Origin of the sequence: Actinomycetospora chlora (genome assembly GCF_039542135.1) — a bacterium.
GTDB classification, from domain to species: Bacteria; Actinomycetota; Actinomycetes; order Mycobacteriales; family Pseudonocardiaceae; genus Actinomycetospora; species Actinomycetospora chlora.
Genome location: NZ_BAABHO010000038.1, coordinates 40376 through 60281, shown reverse-complemented (window position 1 = coordinate 60281; position 19906 = coordinate 40376). Strand labels below are relative to the sequence as shown.

The 19906-nt window shown below is 77.5% G+C and carries 5 protein-coding genes and 1 pseudogene; 2 read left to right on the top strand and 4 right to left on the bottom strand.

The genetic code is table 11. The features are described 5' to 3' along the window. A pseudogene (locus ABD994_RS21425) lies at nt 1-266 on the bottom strand (hypothetical protein); the annotation flags it as partial. Between the two features lie 163 nt (nt 267-429). Between ABD994_RS21425 and ABD994_RS21420 the strand changes: the two are divergent. Together ABD994_RS21420 and ABD994_RS21415 are read left to right on the top strand one after the other, a co-directional pair. Continuing rightward, nucleotides 430-2127 carry an ATP-binding cassette domain-containing protein gene (locus tag ABD994_RS21420; protein WP_345419822.1) on the top strand — a complete coding sequence of 566 codons (1698 nt, stop codon included), beginning with the start codon at nt 430-432 and terminating at the stop codon, nt 2125-2127. Next, nucleotides 2124-3836 carry an ABC transporter ATP-binding protein gene (locus ABD994_RS21415; RefSeq protein ID WP_345419819.1) on the top strand — a complete coding sequence of 571 codons (1713 nt, stop codon included), beginning with the start codon at nt 2124-2126 and terminating at the stop codon, nt 3834-3836. Before ABD994_RS21420 ends, ABD994_RS21415 begins: the two co-directional genes overlap by 4 nt. An 80-nt stretch (nt 3837-3916) precedes the next feature. On the opposite strand, the gene ABD994_RS21410 is transcribed toward ABD994_RS21415, so the two are convergent. From ABD994_RS21410 to ABD994_RS21400, 3 genes are all read right to left on the bottom strand, one after another. Continuing rightward, nucleotides 3917-17377 carry an amino acid adenylation domain-containing protein gene (locus tag ABD994_RS21410; protein ID WP_345419816.1) on the bottom strand — a complete coding sequence of 4487 codons (13461 nt, stop codon included), beginning with the start codon at nt 17375-17377 and terminating at the stop codon, nt 3917-3919. Further along, nucleotides 17374-18819 (bottom strand): lysine N(6)-hydroxylase/L-ornithine N(5)-oxygenase family protein, encoded by a 1446-nt coding sequence (locus tag ABD994_RS21405; RefSeq protein ID WP_345419813.1) that lies wholly within the window; start codon nt 18817-18819, stop codon nt 17374-17376. Before ABD994_RS21405 ends, ABD994_RS21410 begins: the two co-directional genes overlap by 4 nt. Before the next feature lie 96 nt (nt 18820-18915). Then, a complete protein-coding gene (locus ABD994_RS21400; protein ID WP_345419810.1) occupies nt 18916-19872 on the bottom strand; it encodes an iron-siderophore ABC transporter substrate-binding protein in 957 nt (318 codons plus the stop codon). Nucleotides 19873-19906: the final 34 nt, after the last annotated feature.

The window sequence follows — 19906 nt, the reverse complement described above, 5'->3', positions numbered from 1 at the left end:
CCGAGCACGCCGGCGACCACCGGGGCGGCGGCGCCGGCGGCGCGCAGCCGCGCGACGACGGCCGCGGCCGCGGCGCCGGCGTCACCCGTGGCGGGATCGGGCTCGACGGCGGCGCGCACGCCGTCGCCGTGGAGCTCGCCGGTCGGGAGGACGAGGACGGTGCGGGGGCCGGGACCCGCCGGATCCGTCCCCTCGGGGTCCGGCAGGCCGGCGGGCATCCCCGTGGGCTCCGTGGGCTGCGTGGACTCCACGGGCGTCGTGGTCACGAGCGTCCTCCTCGACAGCCCCGGCACCAGTTGGTGAGGTGAGCCTCACCGAACTAGCCACCCTGTGCGACTGTCAAGGTCGACTTCCGTCACAAGTCGGGCGCCCAGGCCCGCGTCGATCTCCGGTTGACCCGGACGCCCGGCAAGGACAGGCTGCCCTTCCGTGACCACCACGCCCCCGACGGCCGCCGCCGTCCTGCGGGGCTCGGTCCGCGACCAGCGCGGGCCGGTCGCGTCGGCGGCGCTGCTCTTCGCGGGCCACCAGGGCTGCGAGGCGCTGGTCCCGGTCCTCGTCGGCGTCGTCGTCGACCGCGCCGTGGCCACGGGCGACCCGGTGGCGCTGCTCGGTTGGCTCGCCGTCCTCGGCCTCGACTTCCTCGTGCTCTCGTCCTGCTACCGCTGGGGCGCCCGCCGAGCCTGGCTCGGGGACGTCCGCGCGGACCAGCGGCTGCGGCTGCTGCTCGCCGACCGCCTCCTCGACCCGCGCGGCGGCGCCGAGGCCGGCCGGCTGCCGGGCGAGCTCGCGAACGTCGCCGTGGCCGACGCGAAGCGGGTCGGCATCCTCAACTTCGCGCTGCCGCTGGGGCTCGCGGCGCTGACCGCGATGCTCGTCGCCGCGGTGGCCCTGCTGCGCACCTCGGTGCCGCTGGGCCTGCTGATCCTGCTCGGGACGCCGCCCCTGCTGCTGGTCGTGCACCTGCTCGGGCTGCCCCTGCAGCGGCGCAGCGGCCCCGAGCAGGAGCGCGCGGCCCGCGCGTCGGGCGTCGCGGCCGACCTCGTCGACGGCGTGCGGGTGCTCAAGGGCCTCGGCGCGGTCCCGGCCGCCGTCGCGCGCTACCGCGGGGCCAGCCGCGAGGCGCTCGGCGCGACGCTCGGCGCCACGCGGGTGCAGGCCGGGTACCAGGGCGCCGTGCTCGCCGCGAACGGGCTCTTCCTCGCCCTCGTCGCCCTGGTCGGCGGGCGGCTCGCCGCCGACGGGGCGCTGAGCATCGGCGGGCTCGTGGCCGCGGTGGGCCTCGCGCAGTTCCTCATCACGCCCCTGCAGATGCTCGGCTGGGTCAACGGACGGATCGCGCAGGGCCGCGCGTCGGCCGCGCGCATCGCGGCGGTCCTCGCCACCGGCCCGGCCGTCGCCGACGGCGACCCCGACGTCCCCGCACCGCCCGCGCGGCCCGCCCTGGCCCTGCACGACCTGCACCACGGAACGCTGCGCGGCCTCGACCTCGACGTCGGCGCCGGTGAGACCGTCGGCGTGGTGAGCGCCGACCCCGCGGACGCGGCCGCGCTCGTCGCCTGCCTGGCCCGCGAGGTCGACCCGGAGCGCGGGACGATCACCGTCGGCGGGGGCCCGCTGGCGCGGCACCCGCCGCGCGTCGCCCGCGCGTCCGTGCTGGTCGCGGCCCACGGCGCGGAGCTGTTCTCGGGCTCGCTGCACGAGAACGTCGCCGCCGCGGCCCGCGACCCCGCGCCGGTGGGGGCCGCGATGGCGGCGGCGCGGGCCGACCAGGTCGCCGAGGTCCTGCCCGACGGCGCCGCGACCGTGCTGACCGAGCAGGGCCGCTCCCTGTCGGGCGGCCAGCGGCAGCGGGTGGCGCTGGCGCGTGCGCTCGCGGCCGACGCCCCCGTGCTCGTCCTGCACGACCCGACGACGGCCGTCGACGCCGTCACCGAGGTCCTCATCGCCGACGGTCTCGCCGCGCTGCGCGCCGACCGGACGACGCTCGTGCTCGCCACCAGTCCCGCGCTGCTGGCCGTCACCGACCGGGTCGTGCTCGTCGTGGACGGGCGGGTGGCGGCGGTCGGCACGCACGCCGAGCTGATGGGGTCGAGCTCCGCGTACCGCGACGTGGTGACGGCGTGAGCCGCGCGATCCTGCCCGTCGCCGACGCCCGGGCCGTCCGGGCGGCGGTCGTGCGGCTGCTGCGGGGACGGCGGCTGGTCCTCGGCCTCGCGCTCGCGGCCCTGGTGGGCAGCGCCGCGGCCGGCACGCTGGTGCCGCCCCTGCTCGGCCAGATCGTCGACGCGGTGGTGGCGCGCCGCGGGGCGGACGCGGTGACGACGCCGGTGCTCGGGCTCGTGGGTGCCGCCCTGGCCCAGGGACTGCTGGCGGTGCTGGGCATGGCCGGCATCGCGCGGGTCGGCGAGGAGGTCCTGGCCGACCTGCGGGAGCGGTTCGTCGCGCGGGCCCTCGGGCTGCCCCTCGCCCGCCTCGAGCAGGCGGGCGCGGGTGACCTCACCTCGCGCGTGACCAGCGACCTCGCGCTCGTCGGCGACGCCGTGCGCCAGGCCGTCCCGGACATGGCCCGGGGCGCGCTGGTGATCGTCCTGAGCCTCGTGGGGCTGGCCGTGCTGGACTGGCGGTTCCTGCTGGCCGCGCTGGTGGCCGTGCCGGTCCAGGTGCTCACCGCGCGCTGGTACGTGCGGCGCTCGAGCCCGCTCTACCGCGAGCAGCGCGAGGTCGGCGGCGCCCAGCAGCAGCAGCTGCTCGACACGGCCGGCGGCGTCGCCACCGTGCGCGCGCTGGACCTCCACGACGACCACGCCGAGCGGGTGCGCTCGCGGGCGGCGGCCGTGGTGGAGCTCGCCCTGCGCGTCGTGCGGCTGCAGACCGGCTTCTTCGGGCGGCTCAACCTCGCCGAGTTCCTCGGCGTCGCCGCGGTGCTGGCCACGGGGTTCGCGCTGGTGGGCGGCGGGGCGGCGACGGTCGGCACGGCGAGCGCCGCGGCGCTGTACTTCATCAACCTGTTCACCCCGGTCAACGAGGTGCTGTTCCTGCTCGACACCGTCCAGTCCGCGGGGGCGAGCCTCGCGCGGGTGGTCGGCGTCGCGGAGCTGGACGACCCGCAGGACGAGCCGCGGTCGTCGGCCCCGGGCGTCCGCGTCCGGGGCGTCTCGCACGCCTACCCGGGCGGGAGCGAGGTGCTGCGCGGTGTGGACCTGGACATCGCGCCGGGCACCCGGCTGGCGCTGGTCGGTGCGTCGGGGGCCGGCAAGACCACTCTCGCGGGCGTCGTCGCCGGGGTGCACCGGCCCACGGCGGGCACCGTCGCGACCGGCGGCGCCGTGGCGATGGTCAGCCAGGAGGTCCACGTCTTCGCCGGCACCCTCGCCGACGACCTGCGCCTGGCCGCCCCCGCCGCGACCGACGACGACCTGTGGGCGGCCCTCGACCTCGTGGACGCCCGCGGGTGGGTGTCCGAGCTGCCCGAGGGCCTGCGGGCCGTCGTCGGCACCGGCGGGCACACCCCGACCGCCGCCCAGGCCCAGCAGCTGGCGCTCGCCCGGCTGGTGCTGGCCGACCCGGCGGTCGCCGTGCTCGACGAGGCGACCGCGGAGGCCGGCAGCGCCGGCGCCCGGGTGCTGGAGGCGGCCGCAGAGCGTGTGCTGCGCGGGCGCACCGCGCTCGTGGTCGCCCACCGCCTGTCCCAGGCCGCCGCGGCGGACCGGATCGCCGTCCTCGACGCCGGCGTGCTCGTCGAGGAGGGCACCCACGACGAGCTCCTCGCCGCCGGGGGGCGCTACGCCCGGCTCTGGTCCGCCGGCGCCGGCCGTGTCGCCGAGGGCCGCTGAACGACCGAGCCGCGGGTTACTGGCTGGTATCGCTCGCTGAACGAGCGATACCGGCCAGTAACCGCCGGCCGGGCGCCGAGCTAGGCACCGAACCCGAGCACCCGGTCGAGGACCCGGCGCGCGGTGGCGTCGTCCACCGCGGCCGGGTCGTGGACGAGCTCGACGGTCATCGGCCGCCCGGGCGGGGTCTCGTGGAAGGCCAGCGTCAGGTCGGCGACCGAGGCCCCGGTGGGCACCGCGTCGAGCCCCCCGAGCACCGACTGCTCGCTCGCCAGCGTCGCCTCCTCGTGGTGCACGAGCGCCGCCGGCGGCCGGACGAGCCCGGTGTGGGCGGCGACGTCGGCGAACGGGGTGTCGTGGACGAAGGCGGCGAGGTCGGCGGCGCGCACGCGGGCGAGCAGCTCCTCGGGGCCGGGGTCGCCGGCGGTGTCGGTGCGAACGACGACGAGGTCGGCCACCGCGCCGACGAGGTCGTCGAGGGCCGCGTCGACCCGCCCGGCGGCCATCGTCACGAGCGGCAGGTCCGTCCCGGCCCCCTCCGCGGTCAGCGCCGTGGCCAGCGCGGCCTGGAACACCATGAGCAGGCTCGTGCGGGTGCGCCGGGCGAGGCGGTCGAGCGCCCGGCGCGGCCCGGGCGCCAGCTCGGCGGCCAGGACCCGCGCCGGGGCGGGCGTGTGGGGCGGCGGGACGGGCAGGTCGACCAGGTCGGCGCGCTCGGCGGCGGGCCGGGCCGGCAGCGTGCGCGCCCAGCGCGCGTAGTCGGTGTAGTGCAACGGCAGCGGCACCCACGCGGGCTCCCCGCCGTAGCGGCGCGCCGCGTAGGCGATGGCGAGGTCGCGCAGCAGTGGCACGACCGACCACTCGTCGACGGCGGTGTAGCCGAGCACGAGCAGCAGCTCGCCGCCGACCAGGTGGGCCCGGAACGCGGGCTCGGCGGTGAGGTCGAACGGCGCGCGGGCCAGGTCCTCGGGGCTCCCGGAGGACGTGGTCAGCCCCGGTCCGCCGTCGCCGACCCGCAGCACCGTGCCGTCCGCGCTGACGGTGGTGCGCAGCGGCTGGTGGCGGGCGACGACGTCGTCGACCGCGGCCGCGAGCGCCTCGGGGTCGAACGGCCCGCGCAGGACGAGCGCGTGGTCGGGACGCCGGCGGGTGCCCTCGGCGAGCAGGCGGCGCTGCGCGGGGGCGACCGGCTCCGCCGCCAGCGGCGGGCCGCCCGGCACCGGGCTCGGCCGGGAGCGCGGCGCGCCGGCGAGGCGGGTCGCGAGCTCGGCGACGGTGGGCGCCTCGAACACGTCGCGCACCGCGAGCTCGACGCCGAGGGACTCCCGCACGCCCGAGACCAGGCGCATCGCGGCCATCGAGTGCCCGCCGAGCGCGAAGAAGTCGTCGTCGGCGCCGACGCGCTCGAGGCGCAGGACCTCGGCGACGAGCGCGGCCAGGCGCTCCTCCTCCGGCGTGGCCGGCGCCGCCGACGACACCAGCGCCGACCAGTCCGGCGCCGGCAGCGCCCGCCGGTCGACCTTGCCGTTCGGCGTCAGCGGCACCGGCCCGTCGAGCGCGACGACGAGCGCGGGGACCATGTGCTCGGGCAGGCGCGTGGCGGCCGCGGCGCGGACGTCCTCGACGTCGACGTGGTCGTCCACCGCCGTCACGTAACCGACGAGACGTGCCAGGTCGCCGTCGCGGTCGGCCACTGCGACGGCCTGCTGGACGTCGGGATGCTCGGCGAGCGCCGCGGCGACCTCGCCGGGCTCGATGCGCACGCCCCGGATCTTGATCTGGTCGTCGTCGCGACCGAGGAAGTCGAGCACCCAGCCTGTCGACGCCTGCGGGTCGCGGCGCCAGCGGGCCCGGTCGCCGGTGCGGTAGAGCCGCGCCCCCGGCGCTCCCGCGGGGTCGGCGACGAAGCGGGCGGCGGTGAGGGCGGACTGCCCGACGTAGCCGCGGGCCAGGCCGCGGCCGCCGACGTAGAGGTCCCCGACCACTCCGGGCGCCACGGGCTCGAGGCGCGGCCCGAGTACCCGGACGACCGTGTTCGGGTCCGGCTCGCCGATCGGCAGCGGGCCCTCCCACCCGGTGCGGGTGCGCCACAGCGTCGAGTTCACCGTCGCCTCGGTGAGGCCGTAGGCGACGAACATCCGCAGGCGGTCGGCCCAGCGGGCGACGAGGTCCGGCGGCACGGTCTCGGTGCCGACGAGCACGGTGGTCCCGTCCGGGATCGTGCAGTCCGCGGGCAGGGCCGCCACCAGCGACGGCGGCAGGATCGCGTGGGTGATCCGGCGGGCGTGCAGGACGTCGGTCAGCGCCGGCCCGGCGACGCGGGCCTCGCCGGGCAGGATCTCCAGCCGCCCGCCCAGGGTCAGGGCCATGGTCAGCTCGAAGGCGGCGACGTCGAACCCGACCGACGCGAACTGGAGGATCCGCGACGCGGCGGTGACGCCCATCCGGTCCGCGGCGGTGGCCGCGAGGCTCCCGATGCCCTCGTGGGGCACGACCACGCCCTTGGGGCGGCCCGTGGAGCCCGACGTGTAGAGCACGTAGGCCGCGGCGTCGAGGCCCGCGGGCCGGGCGCGGTCGCGGCGGGGCGCCGGGTCGACCCGCTCCAGGACGACCCTCGGCGGCCCGTCCGGGACCCGGTCGGCCGTCGCCGGGGTGACCAGCAGCCGCACCGCGCCGGAGTCGGCCACCATGTGGGCGAGTCGCTCCGGCGGGTGCGCGAGGTCGAGCGGCAACCACGCCGCGCCCCGCTTGAGCACGCCGAGCACCGCGGCGACCATCGTCACCGACCGCGGCACGGCCACGGCGACGACGTCCTCGGGCCCGACGCCGTCGAGGAGGTCCGCGACGCCCTCGGCGAGCCCGTCCAGCTCGGCGTAGCCCACCTCGCGCTCGACGTCGGCGACCGCCACCGCGTGCGGGGTGGCGTCGGCGTGGCGCTCGAACGCCGCGACGAGGGTCTCCTCGGGCACCGCGCGGGCGTCGGGGCGTCCCGACAGGTCCGCGAGCAGGGCGCGCTCGTCGTCGTCGAGGACGTCGACCGTCGCGACCGGGACGTCCGGGGCCGCGGCGACGGTGACGGCGACGCGCGCGAAGCGCTGCGCGATCCGCTCGGCGGAGGAGCGCTCGAACAGGTCGGCGGCGTACTCGAGGTGCAGCGTGAGGTCCCCGTCCGTCTCCACGAACGAGAACACCAGGTCGAACTTGGCGGTCGTCCCGGCCACGTCCTCCTCGGTGACCGCGAGCCCGGGCAGCGCCAGCGGCGCCCCGGACCGGACGTGGTGGCCGACCATCACCTGGAACAGGGGGGTCCGGGCGAGGACCCGCGGCGGGTCGAGCCGCTCGACGACGGTCTCGAACGGCACGTCGGCGTGCGCGAACGCGGCGAGGTCGGCGGCCCGCACGCGGTCGACCAGCTCGCCGAACGAGGGCGTCCCGGACAGGTCGGTGCGCAGCACGACCGTGTTGACGAAGAAGCCGACGAGGTCGTCGAGGCGCGGGTCGGTGCGCCCGGCCACCGGCGCACCGAGGGGCACGTCGTCGCCGGCGCCGAGCCGCGCGAGCAGCACCGCGACGGCGGCCTGCAGCACCATGAACGTGCTCGCGCCGCGGTCGCGGGCCAGCGCGCGCAGCCCCTCGGCCACGGCGGGCTCGAGGGTGAGCGCGACCGTGCCGCCGGTGAAGGTCGGCGCGGCCGGGCGGGGCCGGTCGGTGGGCAGCGCGAGCTCCTCGGGCGCGCCCGCGAGCGCGCCGGCCCAGAACATGACCTGGCGCGCCGCCGCCGAGTCCGTGTCGGCCGGGTCGCCGAGCAGGTCGGCCTGCCAGAGCGCGTAGTCGGCGTAGGTCACCGGCAGCGGGGCGAACGCCGGCTCCTCCCCCGCGCGCCGGGCCGCGTAGGCGGCGGCGAGGTCGGCGAACAGCGGCCCGTCCGACCACTCGTCGGTGGCGATGTGGTGCAGCACGAGCACGAGCAGGTGCTCGTCGCCGGGCAGCTCCACCAGCGTCGCGCGCAGCGGGGGCCGCCGCGCGAGGTCGAAGGGCCGCGCGACCTCGGCCTCGACGAGCTCGGCCGCCTCGTCCGCCGAGTCCGCCCGGGCCCGGGCCAGCGGGATCCGCACGTCGGTGAGCACCCGCTGGGTGGTGCCGTCGAGCAGCGTGCGCAGCGGGTCGTGGCGTGCGACGACGTCGTCGAGCGCGGCCGCGAGCGCCGCCGGGTCGAGCCGCTCGGGGTCGGGACGCAGCCGCAGCACGATCGGGTAGTGGTAGGCCCCGCCACCCGCCTCGTCGAGCTGGGCGAGCATCCACAGGCGCTGCTGGGCGGCCGAGAGCGGCAACGCCGCGGGACGCTCCCGCGGCGCGAGCTCCGGACGGGCCGGGCCCGCCGCGCGCCCGCCCGCCCGGCCCGCGAGCAGCGCCGGGGTGGGCGCGTCGAACAGGTCGCGCAGGGCGACGTCGGCGCCCAGCGCCGTCCGCACGCGCGACAGCAGCCGGGTGGCGACCAGCGAGTGCCCGCCGAGGTCGAAGAAGTCGTCGTCCGGCCCGACGCGCTCCAGCCCGAGCACGGCGGCGTAGAGCCCGCACAGCGTCTCCTCGGCCGGGGTCGCCGGTGGGCGCCCGCCGCCCGCGGGCGTGAGGTCAGGGGTGGGCAGGGCGCCGGTGTCGAGCTTGCCGTTGACGGTCAGCGGCAGCGTGTCGACCTCGACCAGCGCGGCGGGCACGAGGTGGTCGGGCAGGCGGGAGCGCAGGTCGTCGCGCACGGCGGCCACGTCGAGCTGCCCGGCGGGGACGACGTACCCGACCAGCCGCGCCGACCCGCCCGGCCCCGAGCGGTCGGCGACGACCGCGGCGCGGGCCACGGCGTCGTGGGCGGTCAGGGCGGCGGCGACCTCGCCCGGCTCGACGCGGTGGCCGCGGATCTTCACCTGGTCGTCGGTGCGGCCGAGGAAGTCCAGGACGCCCCCGGTGCCCGGCCGGCGGCGCACGAGGTCGCCGGTGCGGTACATCCGCCCGCCCGCCGGGTCGGTGGGGTCGGCCACGAACCGCTCCGCGGTGAGGCCGGGACGCCGCCAGTACCCGCGCGCGAGGCCGGTGCCGGCGATGTAGAGCTCGCCCGGCACGCCGTCAGGAACGGGTCGCAGCCAGGGGTCGAGCACGTGGGCGCGGGTGTTGGTGATCGGCCGGCCGACGGTCGGCGTCGCGCTGTCGGCCGTGCCGCCGCCCAGGGTGTTGATCGTGTACTCGGTGGGGCCGTAGAGGTTGTAGCCCAGCGTCCCGTCGGCGTCGCGCAGCGCGGTCCACACCGCGTCCGACACCGCCTCGCCCCCGAGCAGCACCAGCGGCACGGTCCGCTCGAGCAGCCCCTCCTCGATCAGCGCCTCGGCGTAGGTGGGGGTCACGTTGACGACGTCGACGGCGTGCTCGCGGGCGTGCGCGACGAGCCGCGTCGCGTCGCGTCGCAGCTCCTCGTCGAGGACGTGCACCTCGTGGCCCTCGACGAGCCAGAGCAGCTCCTCCCACGACATGTCGAAGGCGAACGACACGGTGTGCGCGATCCGCAGGCGGCGCCCGCCGGCCGCGGCCACCACCGGCTCGAAGATCTCGCGGCGGTGGTTGATCTGCATGTTGGTCAGCCCCCGGTAGGGGGTGACGACGCCCTTCGGCGCGCCGGTGGAGCCCGACGTGTAGATCAGGTAGGCGGGTCGGTCGAGTCGGTCGGCGCGGTCGCGGGCGAAGGCGCCGAGCTCGTCGTCGCCCAGCGGTCCCGCCGGCTGGGCCTCCCGCTCGGCGGCGACGGCGGGATCGTCGAGCACCAGGGCGGGCACCCCGGGGAACCGGTCGGCGACCCGGGCGACCGTCACGAGCACCACCGGCTCGGCGTCGCGCAGCGTGGCCCGCAGCCGCTCGGCCGGGTGGTCGAGCTCGAGGGGCAGGTACGCCGCCCCCGTGCGCAGCACCGCGAACAGCGCCACCACGGTCTCGGCCGAGCGGGGCACGGCGAGCGCGACCACGGTCTCGGGCCCGGCGCCGCGGGCGCGCAGCAGCCGCGCGGTGCGGTCGACGGCCGCGTCGAGCTCGCGGTAGGTGTACCCGACGTCCCCGGACACCAGGGCCAGGTCCCCGGGCACGAGCGCGGCCCGTTGCGCGAGCAGGTCGGCGACCGTCGCGTTCCCGAGGTCGACCGCCACCCCGTCGCGGCCCGCGACCACGGCCTCCCGCTCGGCGGGCAGCAGCGGGTCGAGCGCGTCCACCGCGGCGCCCGGGTCGGCCAGCACCTGCTCCAGCAGGCGGGTGAACCGCTCGAGCCACGCCGTCGCGGCGTCGTCGGTCAGCGTGTGGGCCAGCGTGACCCGCATCCGCTCGCCCGGGGTGACGATGACCGTCAGGGGGTAGTGCGTCGCGTCGTCGTTGCGCAGGGCCGTGACGCCGTGGCGGGCCGACAGCTCGGCGACGCGCTCCTCGCCGCCCTCGGGGCGATAGACGAACAGCGTGTCGAACAGCGTGCGCCGCCCGGCGGCGCGCTGGATCGCGCCGAGCCCGACCCACTCGTGCGCCAGGAGCCCCAGGCGCTCGTCCTGCACCCGTGCGAGCAGCGCGTCGACGGGCTCGCCGGCCCGCAGGACCAGGCGCGTCGGCACGGTGGTGAGGAACAGCCCGACCGTGGTCTCCACGTGCGGCACGGCGTCCGGGCGGCCGGCGACCGTGGTGCCGAGCACGACGTCGGTGCGCCCCGTCGCCGCGGCGAGCACGAGCCCCCACACCGTCGACAGCACCGCGTGCGCGGTGAGGCCGCGCTCGCGGGTCAACGTGCGCAGGCGGGCCGTGACGTCGGCGTCGAGCTCGAGGTCGCGCTCGCGCAACGGCCCGGGGGTGTCCGGCCCGACCAGCGTCGGCTCCTCCAGCCCCGCCAGCGCCGTGCGCCAGGCCTCCACCGCCGCGTCGGTGTCCTGCGCCGCCAGCCACGCGAGGTGGTCGCGGTAGGAGCCGGCGGGCTCGAGCTCGCGGTCCCCCGCGTAGGCGTCCAGGAGCTGGGACAGCACGGTCCACGCCGACCAGCCGTCCCACAGCAGCAGGTGCCGCGAGATCAGCACGCGGTCGGTCCCCGGGCCCCGCACGAGCACGACGCGGAACAGCGGCGGGCGCGCGAGGTCGAAGCCGGCCGCGCGGTCCTGCGCGGTCACGGCGGCCACCGCATCCTCGTCGGCCGCGTCGACCACCCGCACCGGCGGCGCGAGCGACGCCGCGACGAACTGCACGGGCTCGTCGAGGCCCTCGCTGGTGAAGCCGGCCCGCAGCGCGTCGTGGCGGGCGAGCAGCGTCGCCACCGCCGCGCGCAGGCGCTCCTCGTCGAGCCGGTGGTCGAGGTCGACGATCTCCTGGATCCGGTAGACGTCGGCGCTGCCGTCGGGTCCGCCGTCGAGCCCGGCGTGGAAGAACAGCCCCTCCTGCAGGGGCGAGAGGGGCCAGACCTCGGCGACGTCGAGGTCGGTCGGGACCCGCTCCGGGGCCACGGGGGCGCGCAGGTCCTCGACCGGCGCGGCGGCCCGGGCGGTGTCCGGCACCCGCGCGGCGACGCCCGCCGGGCTGCGGCCGGCGAACACCTCCGCGGGCCCCACGGCGAGGCCCGCCCGGCGGGCGCGGCCGGCCACGCCGATCGCAGCGATCGAGTCGCCGCCGAGGGCGAAGAAGTCGTCGTCGGGGCCGCAGCGCCCGCGGCCGAGGACCTCGGCGAAGACGGCACACAGGACGCGCTCCGCCTCGGACGCGGGCTCGCGGGCCGGGCCGGCGTCGGCGACGGCCGGCGCGGGCAGGGCCCGGCGGTCGAGCTTGCCGCTGGCGGTGAGCGGCAGCGCGTCGAGCACGACGACCGCGGCCGGCACCATCGCCTCCGGGAGCTCGGCGGCGAGGTCGGCACGCAGGGCGTCGGGATCGACCTCACCGACCACGTAGCCGACCAGGGCGGGCGACGGGCCGTCACGACGCACCGTCACCGCGGCGTGCGCGACGCCGGACCGGGCGGCGAGGGCGGCCTCGACCTCGCCGGGCTCGATGCGCTGCCCGCGGATCTTCACCTGCTCGTCGGTGCGACCGAGGTACTCCAGCTCGCCGTCCGGCAGGCGGCGCACGAGGTCGCCCGTGCGGTAGAGGCGGGCCCCGTCCGGGGCGGCGACGAAGCGCTCGGCGGTCAGGCCCGGCCGGCCGGTGTACCCGCGGGCCAGCTGCACGCCGGCGAGGTAGAGCTCCCCGGGCACGCCGTCGGGGACCTCGGCCAGGCACTCGTCGAGGACGTGCAGGCCGGTGTTCCAGACCGGGGCGCCGATCGGCACGCGGGTCGTGTCGGCGGCGGTGACCGCGTGGTGGGTCACGTCGACGGCGGCCTCGGTGGGCCCGTAGAGGTTGTGCAGCGGGACGCCGGTGAGCTCCCGCCAGCGCGCGGCCGCGGTCGCCGGCAGGGCCTCGCCGCTGGCCAGCACGCGGCGCAGCGTCCCGGCCCACGCGACGTCGTCGGTGACCTCGTCGGTGGCCAGGAACGCCTCGAGCATCGACGGGACGAAGTGCATCGTCGTGACGCCGGCGTCGGCCACCAGCGCGGCGAGGTAGGTCGGGTCGCGGTGCCCGCCCGGGCGCGCGACCACGATCGCCGCGCCCGTGACCAGCGGCCAGAAGAACTCCCAGACGCTGACGTCGAACCCCACCGGTGTCTTCTGCAGCACGCGGTCGTCGGGCGCGAGGCCGTAGGCGTCCTGCATCCACGCCAGCCGGTTGACGATCGCGCGGTGGCTGACGACCACGCCCTTGGGCCGGCCCGTCGAGCCCGACGTGAAGATCACGTAGGCGGCGTCGTCGGGGTCGACGGGCACCGGCGGGACGGCCTCGCGCCCGGCCGCGTCCAGCAGCACCCGGCGCGGGCCGTCGGGCACCGCGTCGGCCGCCTCGGCGGTGGTGACCACCACCTCGACCCCCGCGTCCTCGACGACCGCGCGCAGGCGCTCGCGGGGCAGGTCGAGGTCGAGCGGGACGTAGGCGGCGCCGGCGTGCAGCACCCCCAGCAGCGCGACGACCAGCCCCGCCGAGCGGGGCACCGCGACACCGACGACCGGGCCCGCCCCGGCGAGCGCGCCGGCCAGCTCGGCGGACCGCGCCGTCAGCTCGGCGTGGGTCAGGACGGCGCCCTCGGCCACCACGGCGGGCGCGTCGGGCGTGGTCGCGGCCTGCTCGGCGATCCAGCCGGTCAGCGTCGTCGGGGCCACCGGGCGTGCGACGTCGGGGTGCGCGACGGGGTCGTCGCGCAGCGGGATCGCCGCCACCGGGACGTCGAGGTCGGCGGCGAGGGCGTCGAGCGTGCGGCGCAGCTGGGCGACGACGAGGTCGGCAGCGGCCGCGTCGACGCGCGTCGGGTCGTGCTTGACCGTGAGCGCGAGTTCGCTGCCCCCGCTCGCGATCAGCGCCACCGGGTAGTGCACGGCGTCGACGACGTCGACCCCGTCGACCCCGTGCGGCTGCGGATAGTTCTCCACGACGACGAGCGAGTCGAACAGCTCGCCGAGACCGAGCGCGCGCTGGAGGGCCGCGAGCGCGACGCGGTCGTGGTCGAGCAGGGCGGTGCGCTCGTCCTGCAGGGCGGCGAGGACCTCGCCGGCCGCCGCACCCGGGGTCCACCGCACCCGGACCGGGACGGTGTTGATGAACAGGCCGACGGCGTCCTCGACGCCGGGCAGGCTCCCGTCGCGGCCCGAGACGGTGCTTCCAACGACGACGTCGCGCTGCCCGGTCAGGCGCCCGACGACCAGCGCCCACGCGCCGTGCAGGACGGTGCCGAGCGTGAGGCCGCGGCGACGGGCGGCCGCGACCAGCCGGCCCGTGGTGTCCGCGTCGACGACCAGCCGGACCTGACGGTGCCGGGGCGCGCGCTCGGGGGCGGCGGCGAGGTCGTCCGGGACGGTGGCGGGCGCGAGCGCGTCGAGCAGGCGCGTCGGGCCGTCCAGCCCGGCGAGCGCGGAGGTCCAGGCGGCCAGGTCCGCGTCGGCGTCGTCCGCGCGGGTGTGACGGGCGCGCAGCGTGGCCAGGTCGGTGTCGCGCGCGGGCGGCAGCGTGCCGGCGACGTCGTCGACCAGCTCGCGCACGACCACCGCGACCGACCACCCGTCGAGCACGATGTGCTCGAACGTCAGCACCAGGGCGGCGTCCTCGTTCTCCTCCTCGGCTCCAGCTCCGCTCCGCTCCGTGTCGCGCAGGTGCACCAGCGCCACCCGCAGCAGCGGCGGGCGGGCGAGGTCGAAGCGCTCCGCGCGCTCGGCCGCGACGACGTCGTCGAGGGCCGCCGGGTCGGCGCCGCGCAGGTCCACCTCGCGCCACGGCAGCGTGACCTCGCGGGCGATCGCCTGGACGACGCGGCCGTCGGCCCGCTGCGCGAAGCCCGCCCGCAGCTGCGGGTGGCGCTCCGGCAGCCGCCCGGCCGCGGCCCGCCACGCCGCGGCGTCGACGGGTCCGCGCAGGCGCACGACCTCCTGGACGGTGTAGACGTCCGAGAGGGCGGCGTGGACGAGGAAGCCCTCCTGCAGCGGGGAGGCCGGCCAGACCTCGTCCCAGCTCTCATCGGACAGTCCGTCACCCAGTGCCGCGCGGGCCGTGTCGTCGAGCTCGACAGTCACCGCGGCGGGCGCGGTGGTCTCCTCCCGCACCCCGGCCTCGCGCGCCAGCGCGGCGACGGTCCGGTGGGTGAAGATCTGGCGCGGCGTGATCTCCAGCCCGGCGGCGCGGGCACGCACGACCAGGGAGACCGACAGAATGCTGTCGCCGCCGACGGCGAAGAAGTCGTCGTGCACACCGATGCCCGGCACGGCGAGCAGCTCGGCGAACAGGGCGGCCAGCATCTCCTCGCGCGGGGTGCGCGGCGCGGTGCCCTCGATCTCGGCGGCAGGGTCGGGAGCGGGCAGCGCCGCGCGGTCGAGCTTGCCGCTGGGCAGCGTGGGCAGGGCCGGCACGGCGACGACCGCGGCCGGCACGAGGTGCGCGGGCAGCCGGTCGCGCAGGTGCTCGCGCACCGCGGCCGTGACGGCGGTGACGTCGCGGAACGGCGCCGGCGTCGACGTGCCCGCCGGGCCGCCGCCGCGGAACGCGGGGCCGTCCCCGAAGAGGACCTCGAAGCGCGTCGGCTCCTCCGGGTCCCAGGTGGCCCGGGCCCGGTCGGGAGCCAGGGCGATCAGGTCCTCGGGGTCGGCCGCCGGGACGTCGGGGAGCGGGGTGCCGTCGACCCCGGCGAGGGCCTCCAGGTCGGGGGTCAGGCGCGCGTTCGGCACGCCGACGAGCCGGACGGCCGGCCACGCCGCCAGCGCCGCCCGCACCTCCTCCACCGACCCCGTCCACCGCACCTCACGTGCGTGATCTTCCGTGCTATCGCTCGGAAGATCACGCACGTGGGGGTGGAGGACCGCGTGGTAGCGGTAGCGCGAGATCTCGTCGTGGAACGGGGTGCGCTCCAGCTCGACGTCGGCGGCGAGCCCCAGCTCGACGGCGACCGCGCCGAAGAAGCCGGGGTCGACGAGCAGCTCGGGCTCCCACGCGACCGACGCGTCGACCGCGCCGCGCAGCGCCGCGTCGTCGGTCCCGGGCGCCGCGCGGGCGACCTCCACGCCCGCGCGCAGCGTGCGCAGCAGCCCCGCGTGCCGGACGTCGCCGACGAGCAGCGAGCCGCCGGGGGCGAGCAGTCCGGCCGCGTCGTGCAGGACGCGGCGCAGGTACTCGCCGTCGGGGAAGTACTGGACGACCGAGTTGATCACGATGGTGTCGAACGGCCCGCCCGCGACGCCGGCCACGGCGTCCGCCGCGCGCGTCTCGAGCACGACGCGGTCCGCGAGCACCGGGTCCGCCGCGACGCGCCGCCCCAGCGCGGCGATCCCCTCGGCGGACAGGTCGACGCCCACGTAGCGCTCGACGTGCGGCGCGATCTCGGTGAGCAGCAGGCCGCTGCCCACGCCCACCTCGAGCACGCGCGACCCGACCGGCAGCGCGCGGATGCGGGCCACCACCGCGTCGCGCCACACCCGCATCTGCGCGCGGGGGATCTCGGCGCCGTCGTAGGTGGAGTTCCAGCCGGCGAAGCCGTCGTCGTCGGCCGCGTAGAGGACCTCGTGCAGGTCCTCCCACTCGGCGACGCGGTCGTCCCCGGCCCCGCCGAGCGCGGGCACGACGTACCCCACGAGCGCGCGCCCGCCCGGCAGGTCCTCCCGCACGACGACCGCGGCCTGTGCGACCGCGGGATGCGACCGCATCGCCGACTCGACCTCGCCCGGCTCGACGCGGAAGCCGCGGATCTGCACCTGGTCGTCGGTGCGCCCGAGGAAGTCGAGCACGTCGCCGTGGCGCACGACGAGGTCGCCGGTGCGGTAGAGCCGGTCGCCGGGCTCGCCGAACGGGTCGGCGACGAACCGCTCGGCGGTGAGCCCGGGCCGGCCCAGGTAGCCGCGCGCGAGGCCCGGGCCGCCGATGTAGAGCTCCCCGGGCTCGCCGTGGGGCACCGGCGCCAGCGCGGCGTCGAGGACCCGGGCGGTGGTCAGCGGGTCGGGGACGCCGATCGGCACCGAGGCGCCGTCGAGGGCGTCGGGGTGGCTCTCGCCCAGGGTGGAGTTCACGGTGGCCTCGGTCGGGCCGTACGCGTTGAACATCCGCCGCCCGCGCCCCCACCGCGCGACCAGCTCCGGCGCGACGCGCTCGGTGCCGGCCAGCAGCACCCCGGCCGGCAGGTCGACGTCGTCGGGCAGCGCGGCGAGCAGCACGGGCGGCAGGATCATGACGGTCACGCCGTGCTCGTGGAGGTACGCGGCGAGCTCGGGCACCGGCGCGCGCAGCTCGCTCGGCACGACCACGAGCCGCCCGCCCGAGAGCAGCGCCTGGCACAGCTCCCAGAAGGCGACGTCGAAGCCCGGCGACGCGAAGGCGAGGACGTGGTCGTCCGGGCCGACGCCGAGCCGCTCGGTCTGCGTCGCGACCAGCCCGTCGACGCCCGCGTGCGTCACGAGCACGCCCTTGGGGCGCCCGGTCGACCCGGACGTGTAGATGACGTAGGCCAGCCCGTCGACCGCGACGTCGGGGTCGAGCGGCGCGGGCGCCGCGGCGGCGACGTCGAGCTCGTCGAGGACGAGCGCACGGTCCGCCCACCCGGCCGGGAGCTCGCCGCGCAGTGCCGCGGTCGTCAGCAGCACGGCGGGCGCGGCGTCGTCGAGGACGAGGCGGACGCGCTCCGCGGGCTGGTCGGTGTCGACGGGCAGGTGCGCGGCCCCGGCGCAGAGCACCGCGACCTGCGCGACGACCGCGTCGACCGAGCGCGGCAGGGCGACCCCGACGAGACGCTCCGGGCCGGCCCCGTGCGCGACCAGCCGCGTCGCCAGGCGGGCGGCGCGGTCGGCCAGGGCGTCGTAGGTCAGGGACTCCTCGCCCATCACGACGGCGACGGCCTCCCCGCGCCGGGCGACCTGCTCGGCGAAGCGGTCGGGCCAGGTCCGCCCGACCCCCACCCGCGGGCGCCGGTCCGCGTCGAGGGTGCTCACGAGCCGACGGGCCGGTGCCCGGCGTGGTCCACGGCGCGGGCCTGCGCGGAGAGCGGCAGGTCCGCGGTCCCGTCCGCCCCGCGCGGGTGGGGCGCGGGCTCGACCTCGCCGGGCGGCGGCGCCCCGACGCGGTGCCCCAGCAGGGAGGCGACGATCTCGCCCGCCCGGACCGCGGTCGTCGAGAGCAGCGTCGAGCTGATCCCGTGCGTGTGCTCGGTCGCGCCCTGGACGTAGACGCCGGCGCGCAGCGTCGGGTCGGTGGTCAGGCGGTAGTCGCGCTCGACCAGCAGCTCGCCGTTCTCCGCCCGGCGGCACCACGTCCCGGTGTCGCCGAGCAGCGTGGTCGGGTCGATCGCGCGGTAGCCCGTGGCGTAGACGACGACGTCGGCGGGCACCGTCTCGTGCTCGCCGGTGGGCAGGAACTCGATCTCGACCTCGATGTCGGCCCCGCCCTGCGCCGGCTCCCGCACGCCGGACACCCGGCACGCCCCGTGCACGTGCAGCCGCTGGGTCCCGGCGACCTTCTCCTGGTAGGCGGTGCCGTAGAGCTGCTGGATCAGCTCGGGATCGACCACCGAGTAGTTCGTGTTCGCGTGGTAGTCCATGAGCATCTGCTTGACGTCGCCCGGCGCCGCGTAGAAGTGGTCAACGGCCTCCGGGTCGAAGATGCGGTTCGCGAAGGACGTGTCGTCGGCCGGGCTGTAGCCGTACCGGGAGAACACCGAGTGCACCTCGGAGTCCGGGTAGCGCCGGTGCAGGTGGTCGGTGGTCTCGGCCGCGCTCTGGCCGGCGCCGACGACGACGAAGCGGCGCGGCGCCCAGGCCGCCTCGTCGGCGTCGACCGCGGCGAGCCGGTGCAGCAGCTCGCTGTTGTGCCAGATGCGCGGCCCGCGGGCGACGCCGGTCGGCACCGTCGGCACCAGCCCGGTGGCGAGCACGAGGTTGCGCGTGCGCACGACCCGCGCCTCGTCGGTCGCGACGTCACGCAGCACGACCTCGAGCTCGTCGACGTCGTCGGACGGGCCCCGCACCGGCCGCACCGCGACCGCCCGGGTCCCGTACGACACGAGGTGCCGGACGTCCGCGGCGCACCACTCGAGGTAGTCGTGGAACTCCACCCGCGACGGGAACATCGTCTTGGTGTTGATGAAGTCCGCGAGACGGCCCCGGCTCTGCAGGTAGTTGAGGTACGACCGCGGGCTCGTCGGGTCCCGCATCGTCACGAGGTCCTTGAGGAACGACACCTGCATCGTGGCGCCCTCGAGCAGCATGCCGCGGTGCCACCCGAACGCCGCCTGCTGCTCGACGAACGCCGCCCGCAGCCGGCCGTCCGCCCCGGCACGCTCGTTGTGCTCCTCCACCGCCAGCGCCAGCGCGAGGTTCGAGGGCCCGAAACCGATGCCCAGGACGTCCAGGGTGTCCGTGCCCGCTGCGTGGCTCATCGCTCTCCTCGGGACATCGTGCGACGAAGTGAGGGCAGCCTCACCTAATCAGGCCGGTGCCCGGGGCGACAGGGGGCGAAACGTCCGGGTCGCGGCTCAGGGCGTGCCGTAGACCCGCGCGAGCTCCGGGGTGACCTGGTCCAGCGCGAAGGGCAGGCTCAGCGGGCTCGAGAAGCCCAGCGCGCCGGCGACCGGCGACGCCTCGTCGCCCAGGAACGCGACCCGGTCGGCGCGCACCGCGCCGAGGTTCGCGAACAGCGGGTTGGCCAGCACCGTCTGCGGGGGCACGCCGAGCACCGCGACGCCCTGCTGGTCGAGGCGGCCAAGTTGCTCGGTGGACAGCGTCTCGGTGGTCTCCTGCACGCCGAGCCCGAGGCCGGTGAACAGCTGCGTGCGGGCGTCGTCGCGGCCGAGCAGGTTGTACTCGCCGGAGGCGACCAGGGCGACCGCGATCGACTTGCCGGCGAGCTGCGGGTTCGCGGCACGGGCGTCGGCGAAGCGGCGCTCGACGTCGCCGACCACCTGCTCGCCGCGCTCGGGCACGCCGAGGGCGCGCGCGGTGATGCGGGTCTGCTCCTGCCAGGGGGCGGCGACGTTCTCGACCGGGTCGGCGACGGTCGGCGCGATCTGCGAGAGCCGGTCGTAGGTGGCCCGGTCCATGTAGGAGTAGACGCCGAGGATGAGGTCGGGCTGGAGCGACGCGACCTTCTCGATGTCGATCTCGTTGCCGCCGACCATCTCGGGGCGCGCGCCGTTCAGGGCCTGCTGCGCCCACGGGCGGGTGGTCTCGTCGAAGGCGCCGATGAAGTCGCGGACGCCGACGGGGACGACGCCCAGCGCGAGCGCGAAGTCGGCGTCGTTGTAGCCGACGGTGACGACGCGCTGGGGCCGTGTCGGGATCGTGGTCTGACCGAAGGCGTGCTGGACGGTCACGGGGAAGCCCGGCGTGGGGCCGGCGGCCGGTGCCTCGGAGCCCCCGGACCCGCACCCCGCGAGCAGCAGGGCGAGGACCGCGGCCAGGGCGGCGGCGAAGCGGACGGGCACGCGGGACATGAGCACTCCGTGGATCGTCGGTCACCAGATCGTG